This window comes from Myxococcus xanthus (genome assembly GCF_013116825.1).
Classification (GTDB): domain Bacteria; phylum Myxococcota; class Myxococcia; order Myxococcales; family Myxococcaceae; genus Myxococcus; species Myxococcus xanthus_B.
The window spans coordinates 1-17507 of the sequence record NZ_JABFNS010000039.1 but is presented as its reverse complement, the minus strand read 5'-3'; the positions used below and the strand labels follow the sequence as shown (position 1 = coordinate 17507).

Here is a 17507-nt window from a genome sequence, read left to right as displayed (position 1 = left end):
TCGGGAGCGCCTCCTGTCGCGAACGTAGGGATGGCGCCCCTGCATAAAAAGTACAAAGTCCAGCCAGAGACTGTCAGGGGCTTACACAGCGCGCCGCGCCATGAACCCGCCATCAACTTTCCCCGTGGGCGGGTGGCGCCCGGACGGCGGAGGGCTGTTCACGGCACGACGCTGGGCGCGACTCGAGCGCTCGCCTCCCCGCTTCACCGCGATCCGGCCGAACGCATACAGCCAGGACGCGGCAGGCTGCATCGTTAGATTACGCAAGATTGCGCACCCGCCCTGCACCTCACCGACCGCGTGAAACAACTCACTTCCCAGACTGAACTCCCTGTCCCTGGTGGCGAACTGGGCGAACTGCTGCGCTCACACGATTGGAGCCGCACCCAACTTGGCCCCTACGAAGCGTGGCCCCGCCCGCTGAAGGCCTTCGTCGCCATGATTCTGGAGATGCCGGCCCCGGCCATCATCTTCTGGGGACACGAGCTCATCCAGGTCTACAACGACGGCTACGCGGTCATCATGGGCCCGCGCCATCCCCGTTACCTGGGCGCCACCTACCGCGAGTGCTGGCCGGACACCTATCCCGTCATCTCGCCCTGGATGCGCAAGCTCCTGGCGACGGGTGAAGTAACGCAGGTGGCGAAGACCTTCTTCATGCTCACCCGGTACGGGTTCAATGAAGAGGCCTACTTCACCTTCGACTTCAGTCCCCTGCGGGACGACGCGGGCACCATCGCGGGCATCCTCCAGGTCGTCTTCGAGGTCACCGACGTCGTGCTCAGCGAGCGCCGGCTGGCCACGATTCGCGCGCTGGCGCCCCGGGTGAGCGGGCCTTCCGAGAGCGCCACCACGGACGCCATCCGGGCCCTGGCGGACAACCCCAAGGACATCCCCTTCGCCCTCATCTACCACTGGGACGAGGGCGAACAGCGGCTGGAGCTGACGGAGTCCACGGGGCTCGAGGGGCTGGCGCAGCACGCCGTGGTGGACCTGGGACGAATCACGGAGGCCACGAAGCAGGCCGTGGCGGCGAACGTCCCCGTCCTCCTGGAGTCGGTGCCATCCCTCCTGGGAGCCCGCCAGTTCGGCCCCTGGCCCGAGCCGACGGAGAAGGCGCTGGTGCTGCCCCTGCGGCGCACCAGCACGGACAGCCTCCGGGGCGTGGTCGTCCTGGGCATCAGCCCCCGGCTGCGCTTCGACGACACCTATCGCCAGTTCTTCGAGGACCTGGCGCGCGAGCTGGCCACCCACCTGGCCGTGGAGCAGGAGAAGCGCGCCGAGCGCGAGGCCTACACACACGCCAAGCAAGCCCGGGCCCAGGCCGAAGCGGAGGTGGCCCGGCGGGCCCAGGCGGAGGCCGCGCTCCGGGCCAGCGAGGAGCGCCTGCGGATGGCCCTGGCCGCCGGTCAGCTGGGCGTCGTGGAATTGCAGTATGAGCGCGGCGTGCTGTCGTGGGACGAGCGGGCCTTGCAGCACCTGGGCCTCCCCCCCGGCAAGTCTCCGACGCTGAAGGAAGCCGCGGCCCGGATTCATCCCGACGACGTGAACCGCGCACGGCGCACCATCGAACAGGCGCTGCGTCCGGGCGAGGAGGCGATTCGCCTGGAGTGCCGCGTGCAAGGCTGGGATGGCGTGCAGCGCTTCCTGCTGGCCATGGTGAAGACGCACTTCGACGCCCAGGGGAAGCCTGACCGCGTCGTCGGCGCCCTGCAGGACGTGACGGAGCAGCGGAGCGCTGAACGGGAACGCGAGCGGCTGGCCACCATCGTCGAGCAATCCCCCGACTTCATCGGCGTGGGGGACCCATCCGGCCGGGCGGTGTGGGTGAACGATGCGGGGCGGCGCCTGCTGGGCCTGGGGCTCGATGAGGACATCACCCGGTACCGCCTGCGGGACTTCTTCCTGGCCGAAGACCAGACCTACGTCGACGAACACATCGCGGCCGCCATCCTCCAGGGCGGCCGGCGGGAGGGCGCGTTCCGCTTCCGGCACTTCCCGACGAGCGAGCCCATCGCGGCGCAGTACCACACCTTCCCCCTGGTGGAGCACGACACCCAGCGGCAGATGGGCATCGCCACCGTCGGCCGCGACATCCGCGCACAGAAGCGGCTGGAAGCGGAGCGGGAGCGGCTGCTCGCCCGGGAGCGCGTGGCGCGCGAGGAGGCGGAGGAGGCCAACCGGCTCAAGGACGAGTTCCTCGCCACCCTCTCCCACGAGCTGCGCACGCCGCTCACCGCGGTGCTCGGCTGGGTGCAGATGCTGCGGACCGGCACGCTGCCGCCAGAGAAGCGGGAGCGGGCGCTGGCCACCGTGGAGCGCAATGCTCGCGCCCAGGGGCAGCTCGTCGAGGACCTGCTCGACGTGAGCCGCATCATGACGGGCAAGCTGAAGCTGGACGTGTCGTCCGTCGACGTGAGCCAGGTCGTGGAGGCCGTGCTCGAGTCACTGCGGCCCGCCGCCGAGGCGAAGGGCATCCGCGTCCAGGCCGCGCTCGACTCAGGCGGCACCATCATGGGCGACATGAGCCGCCTGCAGCAGGTGGTGTGGAACCTGCTGTCCAACGCCGTGAAATTCACCCCCAAGGGAGGCCGCGTCCAGGTACTGGTGGAGCGGCGGAACTCCTCGGTGGAAGTCACGGTGGCCGACACGGGCCAGGGCATCTCCCCGCAGTTCCTGCCGCACGTGTTCGAGCGCTTCCGACAGGCCGACGGCAGCACCACGCGCAAGGCCGGTGGGCTCGGACTGGGACTGGCCATCGTCCGGCACCTGGTGGAGCTGCACGGCGGCACCGTGATGGCCACCAGCGAGGGCGAAGGCCGGGGGGCCACGTTCATCGTCAACCTGCCGCAGGCCGTGGCGCTGAGGCGGGAGGTGCTGGTGCCTCCCACCCTCCGCGGCCCGTTGCAGGAGCAGGACATCCCCTGCCCGCCCAAGCTCGAGAGCCTGCGGGTGCTCGTGGTGGACGACGAGGAGGACACGCGCGAGCTGCTTCGCAGCATCATCGAGACGTGTGGCGGCATCGTCACCACGGCCAGCTCCTCGGAGGACGCGCTCGCCAGACTCCGCGAGGCATCGTTCGACGTGCTCGTCTCCGACGTCGGGATGCCCGAGGAGGACGGGTACCGCTTCATCGCGCGCGTCCGGGCCCTGCCCGAGGAACAGGGTGGCGGCATCCCCGCGGTGGCCCTCACGGCCTACACCCGCATGGAGGACCGGACGCGCGCGCTGCTCGCGGGCTTCACCACCCACGTGCCCAAACCCATCGAACCGGTGGAGCTGATGGCCGTCATCGCCTCCATGTCCAACCGGGGCCCACCACGACGGGCCTGACACGGCCTACCCCACGGGTGTGATTTCCATGGGGCGGCGGGCCCGTCGGGCAGCCCCGGGAATGTCAGACCCTTCCGGTAGTCTGCCTTCATTCCCGAAGCCGGAAAGGAAGGCCGAACCATGACCGTCACCCGTGAGAGTCCGCGCGTTTCCGTCAACAAGCTGGGCCAGTACCTCACCGCGACGCCGTCACTGCGAAAGCGCATCATCCAGGGCCAGAAGCACCCGGTGGACCCGCAGTACCTGCGCTACCCCGCCGCCGCCCAGGCCATCATCGAGTTCCTGTGCGAAGGCCGGGATGAGGTCATCCTCCGCTACCACCAGCGGCGGCTCCTCAACGCCCAGCCGGAATCCGACTACGACGCGCACCGGCTGGCCCTGTGCGCGGAGGCGCTCCAGCGTTGCCTGGTGTCCGCGGGGGACCTGGCCACCCGCGCGATTGCCAGCCCCGTGGACGCGGACCTGCCGCCGCTGGCGCTGGCGGGCGTGGACATCAGCGTGCGCCCGGACGTGCTGCTGCGCAGCGTGGATGCCCAGGGGATGATGCGCTCCGGGCTGCTGAAGCTCTACTTCTCCAAGCACACGCCGCTGGACGAGCGCTCCGGGCAATACATCGCCACGGTGCTCCAGCGTTACGCCGAGGAGCGGCTGGAGCAGCGCGGCCCGGTGGACCCGCGGCTGGTGGGCGTGTTCGACGTCTTCGCGGGCCGACTCTTCCAGGCGCCCAAGGCCCAGCAGCGCCGGATGAACGACGTCCGGCTGGCGTGCGAGGAAATCGCCGCCCGGTGGGACGTCCACTGACGCGCCGGTGAGCGGGCTTCCCGTCCCGGGCCTGTCCGCTTCCGGGACGGGCCTTCCCGCATCCGCGCACTCCCAGGGCGCGCTCCGGGAAGGCCCCCTCCACATGCCCAGGGGTTGCGCCCGCGAGGCGGTTGGCATGTCCTTCGCTCATGGCCGCAGCCATGGATTCGCTCCGCCAGGACCTCCGCTACGCGATACGCACCCTGACACGAACCCCCGGCTTCACGCTGGCCGCGGGCCTCACGCTGGCGCTGGTCATCGGGGCGAACGCCGTCCTGTTCAGCGCCATCCACGCCATGCTGCTGCGGCCCCTGCCCTTCCCGTCACCCGATTCGCTGGTGCGCATCTGGTGCGAGCAGGACTCGGTGACGCACGCCTCCGTGTCACCGCCAGAGCTGCTCGGCTGGCGGGAGCATTCGAAGGGATTCAGCCAGTTGGCGGGCTTCGGACGCACCAGCCTCAACTGGACGGGCGCCAGCGAGCCCGAGCGGGTCCGGGCGGTGCGAATCACCCCCAACTTCTTCTCCGTGGTGGGAGTGCGCCCCGCGCACGGGCGTGACTTCCGCGAAGAGGACGCGCCGGCCGGGGGCGACACCTCCGCGGTGCTGGTGAGCCACGGCTTCTGGCAACGGGCGCTCGGGGGCGGCGCGGACGTGGTGGGCCAGACGCTGGTGCTCAACGGCCGCAGCCACTCGGTGGTGGGCGTGCTGCCGGAGGACTTCTCCTTCCCGGAGTTCTCCGAGGAGACGGACGTGTGGGTTCCCGAGTGGCAGGACCCGCAGCAGCAGGGCAACCACTACCAGTCGGTGCTGGGGCGGCTGGCACCGGGGACCCCGCTGGAAGCGGCCCGGGCGGACCTGGAGCGCGTGGCGGAGCTCATTGGCGAGCCCGAGCCGGGGCAGTCGCGGCACACCGTGCGCATGAAGGGCTGGCAGGACCACCTCACCGCCAACTCACGGGACACCCTGTGGATGCTGTGGGCGGCGGTGGGCTTCGTGCTGCTCATCGCGTGCGCCAACGTGGCCAACCTCATGTTGGTGCGGACGATGTCCCGGCAGCGGGATGGCGCCATCCGCGCGGCGCTGGGCGCCAGCCAGGGGCGGCGGCTCCAGCAGTCCCTGGTGGAGAGCGTGCTCCTGTCCCTCTTCGGCGGTGTGCTGGGGGTCTTGCTGATGCTGTGGGGCCTGGAGCTGGTGCGCACGCTGCTTCCAGCCAGCCTGCTGCGCGTGGCGCCGCTGGAGCTCAACGGCACCGTCCTGGGGTTCAGCGCGCTGCTGTCGGTGGGCACCGGCCTGCTGTTCGGCATGGCGCCCGCGATGCATGCCCTGGGAATGAACGTGCTGCCCCTGCTGCGGCAATCCGGCAGCGCCGTGGGTGCGCGCGCCGGACATCCGCTGCGCAGCGCGCTCGTCCTGGTGCAGCTCGCGCTCGCGCTGGTGCTGATGGTGGGCACGGGCCTCATCGTGCGCTCGCTGCAGAACGTCCAGGCGGTGGACCCGGGCTTCGATGCGGAGGGTGTCGTCGCCGCGCGGCTGACGCTCGCCCCCGACACCTACGCGGAAGACTCGCGCAAGCGGGCCTTCTTCGACGGCATCGCGGAGCGGCTGATGGCGCGGCCCGGAGTGGAGGCGGTGGGCTTCATCAACGACGCGCCGCTGGGGGGCTCGGGCTCCGGCGGGGACTTCTTCCTGGAAGGCGGCTCGGCCTCGCCCAGCGAGCGGTACTACACCGAGTACCGGGTGGCCTCCCCCGGCTACTTCTCCGCGATGCGCATCGCCGTGCGACAGGGCCGCGACTTCGGGCCCCAGGACACGGAGAAGAGCGCGCCCATCATCATCGTCAACGAGGCCTTCGTCCGGAAGTTCCTCGGTGGCGGGGAGGCCCTGGGCCGGCGGGTGCGGCTGGGCTGGTCTGAAGAGCAGCCCTTCCGGGAAATCGTCGGCGTGGTGGAGGACGTCCGTCACGAGACGCTCACGGAGCCCGCGAAACCCGAGAGCTACGTGCCCTTCGCGCAATATCCCCTGCGGGCCATGACGATGCTGGTGCGCACGCACGGCCCGTCTGCGTCGGCGCTGGCGGCGCTGCGCGAGGAAGTCAAGGCGGTGGACGCCGAGCAGCCCATCTACGACTTGCTGCCCTTCACCGAGCGGGTGGAGAAAATCCTGCTCCGCCCCAGGGCCACGACACGGCTGCTGGCGGCCTTCGCCGTGCTCGCCGTCCTCCTGGCCGGGGTCGGCGTCTATGGCGTGCTGGCGTATTCAGTGAGCCAACGGACGCGGGAGCTGGGCATCCGGATGGCGCTGGGGGCCCAGCCCCAGCAGGTGCTGGGGCTGGTGCTCGGCCAGGGCCTGCGGCTGACCGCGGCGGGCGTGGGCGTGGGGCTCATCGCGGCCTTCGGCTGCACCCGCCTCATGGCGGCGACCCTCTATGGCGTGGAGCCCTTCGCTCCGGACATCTTCCTGGGCGTGGCCGTGGCGCTGTCGGTCATCTCCCTGGTCGCCTGCTGGCTGCCCGCGCTGCGGGCCAGCCGTGTCCCTCCGTCGGTGTCCCTGCGCGCGGAGTAGGCCCGGCGCCGGGGGCGGCCGGGAAGCGGGCATCCGGGCGGCCCATCGGAGCCGCGCCGGGAGCGATTTCCCTCCCGGCAGGTGGGCGGACGGGGCTGGACAGCACCTGATATGGAATAAGTCGTTCCAGCTTCCGTCGGAGGAGACGTGAACAAGCTCGCCAGCATCGCCGCCCTCTTCCTTGCCGCCACGGCGCTCGTGGTGGCCCTCTGGAGTCCACGTGAGACGGTGCAGGCTCCGCCCCCGTCCCCTTCGCCCGAGCAGCCCACCAGCGTCGCCGCGGACGTCATCAACCTGGAGCGCCGGATAAAAGCCCTGGAGGACACGTCCATCAGCCTGTCCCGGCGGCTGATGGAGGTGGAGCGGCGCCCCACGTTGACGGCGGATGGGAAGGTGGTGGCCTCGCCGCCGCCCGCGGCGCTCGCGGCGGAGGTGGAGCAACTGCGCGCCGAGGTGCGCGGCATGGTCGCCGGCGAAGCCCTGAACTCCGAGGGCGGCCGCGACTACCTGAAGGACGCGGTGCGCAACGTCCAGAACGAGATGCGCAATGAGCAGCGCGCCGAGCGGCAGCAGCAGTGGCAGCAGGCGCAGATCCAACAGCAGGCGCAGCAGCAGGAGCGCGTGCGCAAGTTCATCACCGACGCCCGGCTGAACTACACCCAGGAGCAGACGCTGACGCGCCGGCTGGAGGCGGAGTCCACCAGGCGCCAGGCGCTCATGGACGAGGTCCGCGCCGGCACGAAGACGATGCGAGACATGCGCCAGGCGCTGCGCACCGAGAGCCAGCAGACCGACCAGGAGATGAACGCCATCCTCGACGAGGGCCAGCGCGCCCAGTACCAGTCGCTGCGCCGCGAGGACCGGCCCGTGGGTGGCCCCCCGGGCGGTCAGCGCGGTGGCCAGGGCCGCGGAAGCGCCACGCCGTGACGAAGGCCCCCGTCATTCGAATGGGGGCCTCGCGTTGTGGGAGATGACGAGCACCTCCTCTGGCCGCCGCTCCGAGCGCGCCCAGGCCAGCAGCGCGGCGAGCGCGTCCACCGCCTTCGCATCCGCCGTCTCCAGGGGCACATCCTCGCGGTACGGATAGAAGAGGTCCTTGGAGCCCAGGCTCTGCTCCGCCCAGCGCCGCCAGCCGGGCATCGTCCTGCCGGACGCGGGTTGCAAGCCCACCACCTCGTAGCCCGCGGCGGAGAAGGGCCGGTACAGCCCCGCGACGGTGGCGCCCGTGCCGAAGCCACACACCACGCAGCGCACGGCGGGATACACGTCCTGGACGATGTCGAGCAGGCGCGTGGTCCATGACTCCACGCTCTCCACCAGCGCGCCATTGGCGAGCTGCCGGGGCCAGAACCAGCCCTGGCGCTCGTAGTCCAGCGCCAGCTCCCAGGCCTGCGTGAAGCCGTGCACGGTGCGCACCTCCCCACCGAAGCCGTTGGCGCGCAGGTACGCGGTGCCCATCGTGTCCGTGAGGGCCACCACCGGCAGCCCACGCTCGCGGCCCAGCGCATCCAGCGCCAGCGCCGACGACGCACCGGACAGCTCCACCAGGCCCTTCGTCTCCGCGGGCGCGGACTGGAGGTGATGGGAGAACGTCAGGTACTTCAGACTGCCCGCCGGAAGCGCTCCACCCCAGAGCACCACCGGCCCCCCCGGCCAGGGCCGTGACAAGGGAAACACGACGCGCATGCGTGAACCTCCATCCCCAACCTCCCCGGTGGGGGCGTCCCACGCCAGCCGCGCCGCCCGGGGGCTGTCCGGACGTGGACCCGAAGTCCGCCCGCTCACCGGCCCAGGACACTCGCCCCGGCCAGGAGGCTGAAGCGAAAAGCCTCTGGAGGAAGACGGCTGTGCAATAGTCAGCGGCGGCTCCACATGCTGCGCCGGCTCCTTCCTACGCTCGTCGCCCTGGGTTGTGGCCTCCTGGCCCTTGGCTGGGGGCTGGTCAGCCTCCAGCGCATCTTCAGCCAGGAGCGTGATGACGCCCACGCGCAGCTGCGCTCGCGCCGGGACGCGCTGGCCCACGCGGCCGAAGAGGCCCTGCGGCAGAACCTGGCGAAGAAGCTCGATGAGAGCATCCCCCCCCTCCACGCCGCCGTGGGCGACCCGCTCGAGCCCGGCGAGGGCTACTACATCAACTTCCGCGGCTACCAGTTCCTGCCGCGCCTCACCATCCCCATGCCGGGCACCGGGACGCCCGCTCGGGACGTGCATGCCCTGCTGGGCGCGAGGCTGAAGGACGGCGCCCCCGCGGGGGAATGGGAGCCCCGCCTCACGCGGCTGCGCGCGGCGGAGGCGGCGCTGGCGGCTCGGGACGCGCGGGGCACGGCCACCCGCGTGGAGGAGCTGCTGCGCTACCACGCGGCGAACCGGCTGACACCGGAGCAGGAGCTGCCCTTCCTGCTGCTGGTGGTGGAGCGGCTCCAGCGCGGCCCTGCCACCACGCCGCTGGTGCGGGCCCTGCTGCGCGAGGGCCTTCCAGAGGACCTGGGTGGCTTCGCCCGGGCGTCGGGGCTGCAGCGGGACGTGCTGCGCGAACGCTCACGCTTCACGCGGGCGGACTTCGACTTCCTCCATGCGCGCATCGTCCGCGTGAGCGCCGCGCTGGGCGAGCCCACGGGCGACTTCCTCGCCCGCGCGGGTGAGGCGGGCGCGGGCATGCTGGTGATTCCCGAGGAGCTCTACGAGCCCACCCTCCTGGGCGAGTCCTGGTACGTGGCGCTGCGCGGCGAGGCGGTGTACGGCATCGCGGTGGACCTGGAGGCGATGCTCCAGCCCATCACCCAGGACATGCAGGCGCGCGGCCTCTTCGACGCGACGGGGCGCCTGCGGCTTCGCGCGGGCGGCGCCGTCCGTCCCCTGAGCACGCTGAAGCTGGCGGTGGACATGCCTCAGTGGGCGCGCCAGGAGGCGGACATCGACGCGCGCTACGGGCTGAAGACGCTGCTGGTGGCCGTGTGCGGAGGGCTCGCGGTGGCCATCTTCGCGCTCGCGGTGGTGGCCCAGCAGCGCAAGTACCGCTTCCTGGAGCTCAAGAGCGACTTCGTGGCCACCGTCTCGCACGAGCTGCGCACGCCCCTGGCCTCCATCCGCCTGCTGGGTGAGACGCTGGAGCGGAAGCTGGCGCAGACACCGGAGGTGCGCGACTACCCGGCGCGCATCGTCCAGGCCGCGGACGGGCTGCACTTCCTGGTGGAGAACATCCTGTCGTTCAACCGCATCGACAAGGGCCGCTGGACGCTGCGGACCTCGCGCGTGCGGCTGGAGGAGCTCATCCCCCTGTTGCGCGACGACCTGGCCAACGTGACGAACGTCCCCGTCCACATCACCTCGGACCTGGAAGGCGTGGAGCTGGAAGCGGACCCGGGCCTGCTGCGGATGGTGTTCTCCAACCTGGGCCGCAACGCGTGCGCCTACAACCGGAGAAGCCCCGTCGAAATCTCCATCCGCGCGCAGATGATTCCCGGCTACGGCTGCACGGTGCTCTTCCAGGACAACGGCATCGGCATCCCCGAGTCCGAATGGGAGAACGCCTTCCTGGACTTCTACCGGCTGACGGTGCCCGGACCGGAGGTCCATGGCAGCGGGTTGGGCCTTGCCCTGTGCCGCAAAATCATGAAGCTGCACCGGGGCGACATCCAGGTGGCCTCCTCGGGATCCGAGGGCACCACCTTCGCGCTGATATTCAACGAGCCGGCTCGATGAACACCGCCACATCCACCCCGCCCCTCCGCCCCGCCATCCTCATCGTCGAGGACGACGCCCACCTGCGCGTCGGTCTCCGGGACAACCTGCTGGACGAGGGCTACCTCGTCGCCGAGGCCCCCAGCACCCGCGACGCGGAGCGGCTGCTGCAAGAGCGCGCGTTCGACCTGCTCATCCTGGACGTCATGCTGCCCGGCGAGGACGGCTACAGCTTCTGCCGCCGGCTGCGGACGCAGGGCAACAAGAGCATGGTGCTGATGCTCACCGCGCGCTCACTGGAGGACGACATCCTCAGGGGTTTCGAGGTGGGCGCGCAGGACTACCTCACCAAGCCCTACCGGCTGCGGGAGCTGCTGGCCCGGGTGCGCGCCCTGGTGCGCCGCTCCGGCACGGCGCCGCCGGAACAGATGGGCTTCAGCGGCTTCACCCTGGACCTGGGCCGGCGGCAGGTGTCGCGCGCGGACGGTTCGGTGGTGGAGCTGACGCGCACGGAGTTCGACCTGCTGGCCTTCCTGCTGCGGCACCAGGACCGGGCCCTGCCCCGAGGCGAAATCCTGGACGCCGTCTGGGGCCGCGACGTGGTGGTGGACCCGCGTACGGTGGACAACTTCGTCTCCAGCCTGAAGAAGAAGCTGGGGTGGACGAGCACCTCTGGGTTCTCCATCCACACCATCCGGGGCGTGGGCTACCGCATGGAGGTCGCTTCGTCATGACACAACCATGACGAAGCGATGGCCGACCCACCGCCATTCGAAGACGCCGACTCCGTAGGTTGACTCGTGCGTGGACAGGGCGCTCCGCAGCCACCCGTCCCCGTCGGTGCCGTCCGTCCTGCACGGCCGTCACCGGGAGCGCCTGACGCTGAGGGAGGCCATCCGGAATGTTCAATTCGGTCATCGAGCGGCAGCGGGCTGGACGTCTTGGCACGGGCGTGTGGGTGTCCATCGTCCTGCATGTGGCCCTGTTCGGGACGGTGCTCTTCATCTCCGCGAGGCCGCCGGGGCCCAGCGAGCCGCCGGAGCCGAAGGAGCTGGTGCTCCGCGTGGCGCCGCCCCCGCGCGTGGCGAAGGGCTCCCCCGCCCCCGCGCAGCCGAAGGCCGCCACCGCGCCACGCCATCGCCCGCGCAACCGGGACCGCGTGCCCGCGCGCGTGCCGCCGCCGGTGGTGGATGCGCCGCCCAAGCCGGTGGAAGCGGTGGCGAGCACCGACGCCAGCTCCTCGACGGACGAGGTGGCGGAGCCGGGGACTGGCGTGCCGGGTGGGCATCCCGAGGGCTACGAGGATAGCGACGTGATTGGCGTGCCGTACGTGCCCGGCCTGGTCCCCGGGCAGGAAGCCACGGGCACCGACGTCATGCCCTTTGGCCAGGGCATGTCGCCGCCCAGGCTGATGGGAAACCCGGGCATCGAATACACGCACCAGGCGCTCGCCGCCCGCGTGGAGGGCACCATGATTGCCAAGTGCGTCATCACGGTGCGCGGCGACGTGACGGACTGCCGCATCATCAAGGGCCTGCCCCACATGAACGAGGCCGTGCTCGATGCGCTGCACAACCGCCGCTACACCCCGGTGCAGTACCAGGGCCGGACGGTGAGCGTGTCCTACGTGTTCACGCTGCGGCTCAAGCTGCCCCGCTAGGAGCGTGTAGCGGTAATCTTGTCTGCTTCGGCGGCGGCCTTGGCTTCGGCCTCAACACCGTGGGTGCATTCAGAAGCCCAGCAATCCCACCGGGTTGCTGGGCTTTTCCCGTGCGGTGACTGAATCCGCGCGCCCCCAGGAGCCACGCCTTGTCCTCCCGCTCCCGACGCCTGTTGCATGGAGCGGCGGGAGCTTTCCCTCGCGGCGTAGCGGTGGGCCCTCGGTTACAGCGTGACGTCGACGGTATAGACGCCGTCGCTGGACGTGGCGGTGCCTGTCACATGGGTGCTGCCCGTCGTGCGGAGGACCTGGCCGGTGCCGTCGGGCTCGATTTCACCCGTGAGGGCGAGGTCCAGGGTGACGCTGCCCTCCAGGTCCCCCGTCATCTGGAAGGGCCCCTTGAGCGTCCCGGTGAACGTGCCGTCTGGGATGCCGCGCAACTGGAGGGTGAACTCCGGCTGCGCCGCCGTGTCCGTGCTCGAAGTGTAGGTGATGTTCACCGGGTCCTCGTCCCCGCCCAGGATGATCTCGCCGTCGGAGTACCCGGTCATGCCAATGCGCAGGCGCATGCCCTTGTTGGCCGAACTGCCCTGGTCCACCTGCCCGGTGACGAGCAGCGTCCCGGAGACGGCGCCCGTCGTGGACTGGGGCGGGATGTTCGCAGTGGACGCGGAGTTGAAGCCGATGAAGCCCAACTGCAGCGCCTTGCCCACGGACGGGTCGAGTCCGAGGTACGCGCGGCGGGCCTGCTCGTCGGAGTTGAGTTCGTCATCACCGCAAGCCGTGAGGCCTAGGGACAGGAAGAGGGAACACGCGACAGCGGTCACGGTACGCGGAAGTGGTGTGAGCATGATGGGTGTCGCCTTTCATCCGATGGGGCTGAGGCACGTGCAGGGCGTCGTGCCGGTGCAGGCTTCCCCGTCGACCGTCTGGCAGTTGAGCCGCGGGCAGCACGGGCTGGTGGGCGAGCACGCCTGACCGCTGGCGGAGCAGGTCGACCCCGTCTCGCAGGTGCCGACGACGCTCCCACCCGGGATGTTGCAGCCGAGCCCGACGCAGCAGTCCGCGGGCGAGGTGCAAGCCTGGCCCTGGGGCTGACAGGCGTTGGGGGTCGAGCAGGTGCCATTGCTGCAGATGCCGGAGCAGCAGGCGGCCCCCGAGGCACAGGCATTCCCGTTCGCGGCGCACGTGCCCGCGTCCGTCCCACCCGTGCCACCGTCCGTGCCGCCACCGCCCGGCACGGTCCCGGCGCGGCACGCGTAGGAGGATTCGGAGACGAGGGAGCAGGTGGTGCCAGCACAGCACTTGGAATCCTGCGGATCACAGGACGTGCCCACGGGATCGCAAGTCACCTTCTGGCAGGTCAGGCCGCCATCCGCGCCGGGCAGGCAGCGAGCGCCGCCGCAGCACTGGTCGGAAAACTGGCACTGCTGGTCCTGCGCGATGCAGCACGGCTCCTCGCCGGTGTAGCCCGTGGGACAGCCCGCCGGGCAGTTGTTGTTGGGGCAGCCGCCGAAGCAGCGCGGCACGCCGACGGAGTCCACCTTGCACACGGCCTTCATGCCGTCGCAGCAGGCCTCGCGGGCGTTCACGTCGATGATGCCGCCATCAGGCAGCTGGCCGCTGCCGCAGATGTTGCCCACGGGGTTGCAGCCATTCGGCTTGTCACAGCGGCTCTCGCGGCAGCTCACCGCGTTGGACAGCTTCTCACCGCCACAGCACACGCCGTCGTTGGTGCAGTAGTTGCCCGTGGGACGGCAGCCGCCCACCGGCTGGCACACGGTGGTCCCGTAGCCCAGGTCCACGCATGTGCGCGAACAGCAGTTGCTGGAGCCGGAGCACGGGTTGCCATCCTGGAGGCAACTGCCCGCGCCGCCACCGCTGACCGCCACGCAGCGGCCCGGGGTGCCCGTGTTCTCCTGCGTGCACACACCTCCGCAGCAGTCCGCGCCCTTCATGCACAGATCGCCATTGGCCTGGCACGAGTACGCCGGCTTGCAGATCCCCCCCTGGCAGTTGTTGGAGCAGCAGTCCCCCGCGCCGGTGCAGGCTTGGCCCGGCACCTTACAACTGTCGGTGCTGCTGGGAGGCAGCGCCGCGCACTCGCCGTCCGCGCCGCAGAGCTTCGTGCAGCACGCCTCCGCGCTGGCGCACGTGCTGCCCACGTCCAGGCACTGCAGCGTGGAGCACTTGCCGTCCAGGCAGCTGTTCGTGCAGCACTCAATGCCGCTGGTGCAGGTCTCGCCCGCGGCGGTGCACTGGGCACTAGGGGCAGGACAGACGCCCGTATCAGAGCAGAGGCCGGTACAGCACTGGGCGCCCGAGTCCCGGCTGCACGCAGTGCCTTCGCCGAGACACTGGGAGCCGGGCCCCGCGTCGGGCAGGGGCTGCCCCGCGTCCGTTCCGGCATCCACCGTGACTGGCGGGAGGTTGGGCGGCTTGTCGCTGTCTCCACTGCTACAAGCCACAAGACCCAACGCGAACAACAACAGCCAGCGGTTTGCCTTCATCCCCCCAAGACCTCGGCCAGTGGCTACCGGCCACGCGGTCAGCCCCTCCACCCGCCAGCCTGTCGGCGCCAATCCCCAACCGCGCCGCCGCCTTCACTCGCGATACTCCTCGCGCTCCGACATCGAACACCCTTCCATCACATCGAGGGTGTCCACGGAAGCCGGGGACGCTCAAGGCGCCTAGGGCGCTCAGCCCCCGTGGCCTCCCGCTGGCACCAGGACGTGCGTCAGGACGTACTTCTTGAGGCGCCGGCGGAGCTCATCCTCCAGGGTGAGCGCGATTTGCGGGTGGACGCGCGCGCCCACCTCGAACAACACCGCCTCCAGCAGCAGCCCCTCCTGGGCGATGGCGTAGAGGCGGTCCAACGTAGGGTCCGAGGCCTCCGTCTTGCCCTCCGCCTTCTGGCTCTCATGGACGGCCAGCGCCGATGCCAGGCACTCCATCTCCTCCACGGAGGTGAACTGCTCCTCCGTGGATCCCGTCATCTTCGCCCGATGTGAGGGCTCGCCCAGCCACAGGGCCTTGCAGTTGGCGAACGCGAGCCAGGCAGGGTCGTGGTTGGGGTCGAACTGGATGGAGACGCCCTGCGCGTCGCGCTCGGCATACCCGCGCGGGACAATGGTGTCGCCGCGGATGACGAGTCCCAGGTGCGCGTTGGTGCGGAAGAACTGGCGGATGACGGGGTAGCGCGGGCTCAGCGCCAGGCACTGCGCCCAGGCATCCAGCGCCTCCTCGAAGCGCCCCAGCTTCGCCAGGGCATTACCCTGAAAGAACCAGGCACGGTGGTCATAGGGGTTGAGGGTGGTGGCGCGGCCGTAGTGCTCCAGCGCGGTGGCCGCGTCTCCGGCGAAGTAGTCCGCGTCGCCCCGGAAGACCCAGGCCACGTAGCACTCGGGGCACAGGTCCGTGGCCCGGGCGTACAGCTTCGCGGCCTCGTCGTAACGCTTCGCCTGGAAGTGGGGCTCGGCCTCATCGAGCAGGGCTTTCATCCCGGCGGGCGTGGGCCACTCGCGGATGGTGCGGCGGCCGTCCTCCACCTCCACCCGGGGGACGTCAATCAGGGCCACGCGCTGGGGCCACAGCTGGTCGCCCCACCCGCCCGGGGGTGAGTCCTTGCCTTCGACCCGATAGGCGACCTTGGAGTCCTCCAGCACCTTCATGATTTCGGAGGGCGAGAGGTACGCCGGTGTCTCGTGCTCGGCCTGGGACGTCTCGGCGGCTTCGGGAGGCACTGCTGGGACGGGCTTCGGCGTGGTCGCACAACCGAGGACGAAGGAACAACCGAGGACGATGAAGAATGGACGCACGCGCGAGGGCCCCTTCGAAGGATGCGAGGACGACGGCCACCAGTCTATGCCCGGGAGTTCCTCCATCCGGAGCCTCGAAACGCATCGACAGGTCCCGAGTCTCCTGACCTGGGAGATGTCCACCGCCCGGCAAGCACTCCGGAAGCGGCTTGAAAGGGCTCGCGGGGCTGGCGCGCCTTCGTTCGCAGGGAGCGCCCAGCCCCCGCAGGTCCTGCTCCGGTTCCGTCAAGTCATCGTGAGTCGCATGAGCGCTCGCGACACCCGGCTCAGGGGTGCGCGCCAACGGTGAGGTCGATGTCCCTGGCAGCCCCGGCGCGCAGCACCTTGGCGTGCACGGTCTGCCCCACACGCTCTGGAGGCAGCTGCGCGACCAGGTCACCCACCTCTCGCAATGGCTGCCCCTCGAGCGTGATCAGCGTGTCACCCGGATGCAGCCCCGCCTCCTCGGCCGGGCCCTCCGGCTCCACGCTCGCGACCTTGAGGCCGCTCTGGGTGCCATGGGCCTTCGCAAGCCTCTCCGGCAGCCGGACGGGGAAGGCCCCCATACCGAGGTAGCCGCTCGGCGCTTGTGCGGGCGCCTTCGTGGGCGTGGCGTCGGTGCTGGGCGGCGACTTCTCCGCCCCGGGCTTCGCGGCCCCTCGAGCGACATCGCGCGTTGTGTCCTTCATCGCCTTGCGCGCGCCGCTCGCAACCTCACCGCCCTTGCGCGCTGCGCCCCGGGTCGCCTCTGCGAACGCGCGTGTTGCACCCTGGGCGCTCTTGGTGACGTCGTCGAAGGCGCTTGTTGCGTCCTGGGCGCGCTCGGCGACGTCTCGCGCCACTTCCTTCGCCCTCACCGCGGGCTTTCGCGGCGCCCTCTCCTTCACGTCGCGCTTGCGTGGCGTCCCCTGCGTCCGCCCTCCAGCCTTCTGCATGCGCAGGCGCGTCGCGGCCGGGGGCCGCCCCACTCCACCACCCTGGGTCGCCATGGACATGCCTTCGCGCAATCGCTCCTTGAAGCCCTCGGCCACGCCTCCCTGCGTCGGCGCTCCACCCGCGCCCCCCCTCAGCAACCGCTGACGTGCAGCGGCAGGGGGCCGCCCCACTCCACCATGGGTCGCCAGGAACATGCCCTCGCGCAATCGATCTCGGAAGGCCTCGGCCCCTCCCTTCTCGCCCCCCTTCTCCGCCATCTTTCGGAGCAGCAGCCCGGCGAACAGCCCAATGCCCAATAGCCCGAGGATGGAGCTCCCCGGGCGCGCCTTCAGCTTCTTTTGCGCGGCGCGGATCCACTCCTCCATCGAGGCTTCCTGGAGGTAGAGGGTGGTGTCCTGGAGAACGCGGCTTCCCCCCTGGAGCACGGGCAGCGTCAGCACGGTCGGCAACCGCCTGGCCGCGACCGTGAGGAGCCTCGCTCCGGACTGCGCAACGTTGGCGATGAGCGCCTCGCGCTGCGAGCGGAGTCGTTCCAGTTCCTGCGCCTGTACATCCTGGGGGAGCGTCTCTTGCTGGGCGCGCTTGCGCGTGTTCCCACCGTTCGCAATTCCTTTGACCATGGCCATGGGTGCTCACACCGCTGACGCACACGCGTGCCGGACGCGCATGCATTGTCCGTGGAGAACGTAGACACGACAGGCGGCGAAGTTCAGGGAGGCGAGGCGGCCCCACCCC

At 70.5% G+C, this 17507-nt stretch carries 12 protein-coding genes; 7 read left to right on the top strand and 5 right to left on the bottom strand.

The window, feature by feature from the left end:
• Positions 1-438 precede the first annotated feature (438 nt).
• From HNV26_RS13715 to HNV26_RS13700, 4 genes are all read left to right on the top strand, one after another.
• Complete coding sequence (locus HNV26_RS13715) at positions 439-3333, top strand: ATP-binding protein (protein ID WP_253816545.1); 2895 nt, start codon at positions 439-441, stop codon at positions 3331-3333.
• 120 nt (positions 3334-3453) lie between these two features.
• A complete protein-coding gene (locus tag HNV26_RS13710) occupies positions 3454-4134 on the top strand; it encodes a hypothetical protein (protein ID WP_090488870.1) in 681 nt (226 codons plus the stop codon).
• 149 nt (positions 4135-4283) lie between these two features.
• A complete protein-coding gene (locus tag HNV26_RS13705) occupies positions 4284-6698 on the top strand; it encodes an ABC transporter permease (protein ID WP_253816544.1) in 2415 nt (804 codons plus the stop codon).
• A 147-nt stretch (positions 6699-6845) separates the two neighbouring features.
• Complete coding sequence (locus HNV26_RS13700; RefSeq protein ID WP_171440169.1) at positions 6846-7625, top strand: hypothetical protein; 780 nt, start codon at positions 6846-6848, stop codon at positions 7623-7625.
• 12 nt (positions 7626-7637) lie between these two features.
• Here HNV26_RS13700 and HNV26_RS13695 read toward each other — a convergent pair whose 3' ends face one another.
• Positions 7638-8384 (bottom strand): pyridoxal-phosphate dependent enzyme, encoded by a 747-nt coding sequence (locus HNV26_RS13695; protein WP_216612234.1) that lies wholly within the window; start codon positions 8382-8384, stop codon positions 7638-7640.
• A 186-nt stretch (positions 8385-8570) separates the two neighbouring features.
• On the opposite strand from HNV26_RS13695, the gene HNV26_RS13690 reads away from it, so the two are divergent.
• From HNV26_RS13690 to HNV26_RS13680, 3 genes are all read left to right on the top strand, one after another.
• Complete coding sequence (locus HNV26_RS13690; RefSeq protein ID WP_171440167.1) at positions 8571-10400, top strand: sensor histidine kinase; 1830 nt, start codon at positions 8571-8573, stop codon at positions 10398-10400.
• The gene (locus tag HNV26_RS13685; RefSeq protein ID WP_090488889.1) at positions 10397-11113 is read left to right on the top strand and encodes a response regulator transcription factor; all 717 of its coding nucleotides are present in this window, start codon (positions 10397-10399) and stop codon (positions 11111-11113) included. Before HNV26_RS13690 ends, HNV26_RS13685 begins: the two co-directional genes overlap by 4 nt.
• Before the next feature lie 167 nt (positions 11114-11280).
• Positions 11281-12039 (top strand): energy transducer TonB, encoded by a 759-nt coding sequence (locus tag HNV26_RS13680; RefSeq protein ID WP_171440166.1) that lies wholly within the window; start codon positions 11281-11283, stop codon positions 12037-12039.
• A gap of 224 nt (positions 12040-12263) precedes the next feature.
• Here HNV26_RS13680 and HNV26_RS13675 read toward each other — a convergent pair whose 3' ends face one another.
• The 4 genes from HNV26_RS13675 to HNV26_RS13660 all read right to left on the bottom strand — a co-directional run bounded on the left by HNV26_RS13675 (position 12264) and on the right by HNV26_RS13660 (position 17392).
• Entirely contained in the window at positions 12264-12866 is a 603-nt protein-coding gene (locus tag HNV26_RS13675) for a hypothetical protein (protein ID WP_171440165.1), read from the bottom strand.
• Between the two features lie 39 nt (positions 12867-12905).
• Positions 12906-14549, bottom strand: a complete 1644-nt coding sequence (locus tag HNV26_RS13670) for a hypothetical protein (RefSeq protein WP_171440164.1) — start codon at positions 14547-14549, stop codon at positions 12906-12908.
• A 189-nt stretch (positions 14550-14738) separates the two neighbouring features.
• Positions 14739-15857, bottom strand: a complete 1119-nt coding sequence (locus HNV26_RS13665; RefSeq protein ID WP_171440163.1) for a tetratricopeptide repeat protein — start codon at positions 15855-15857, stop codon at positions 14739-14741.
• A 266-nt stretch (positions 15858-16123) separates the two neighbouring features.
• The gene (locus HNV26_RS13660; protein WP_253816542.1) at positions 16124-17392 is read right to left on the bottom strand and encodes a PDZ domain-containing protein; all 1269 of its coding nucleotides are present in this window, start codon (positions 17390-17392) and stop codon (positions 16124-16126) included.
• Positions 17393-17507 lie beyond the last annotated feature (115 nt).

Excerpts from the sequence above, each read along its gene's own strand:
- HNV26_RS13690 (WP_171440167.1), top strand. The coding sequence starts at position 8,571 with ATGCTGCGCCGGCTCCTTCCTACGCTCGTCGCCCTGGGTTGTGGCCTC.
- HNV26_RS13715 (WP_253816545.1), top strand. The coding sequence starts at position 439 with ATGATTCTGGAGATGCCGGCCCCGGCCATCATCTTCTGGGGACACGAG.
- HNV26_RS13695 (WP_216612234.1), bottom strand. The coding sequence starts at position 8,384 with ATGCGCGTCGTGTTTCCCTTGTCACGGCCCTGGCCGGGGGGGCCGGTG.
- HNV26_RS13685 (WP_090488889.1), top strand. The coding sequence starts at position 10,397 with ATGAACACCGCCACATCCACCCCGCCCCTCCGCCCCGCCATCCTCATC.
- HNV26_RS13660 (WP_253816542.1), bottom strand. The coding sequence starts at position 17,392 with ATGGTCAAAGGAATTGCGAACGGTGGGAACACGCGCAAGCGCGCCCAG.
- HNV26_RS13710 (WP_090488870.1), top strand. The coding sequence starts at position 3,454 with ATGACCGTCACCCGTGAGAGTCCGCGCGTTTCCGTCAACAAGCTGGGC.
- HNV26_RS13680 (WP_171440166.1), top strand. The coding sequence starts at position 11,281 with ATGTTCAATTCGGTCATCGAGCGGCAGCGGGCTGGACGTCTTGGCACG.
- HNV26_RS13705 (WP_253816544.1), top strand. The coding sequence starts at position 4,284 with ATGGCCGCAGCCATGGATTCGCTCCGCCAGGACCTCCGCTACGCGATA.
- HNV26_RS13670 (WP_171440164.1), bottom strand. The coding sequence starts at position 14,549 with ATGAAGGCAAACCGCTGGCTGTTGTTGTTCGCGTTGGGTCTTGTGGCT.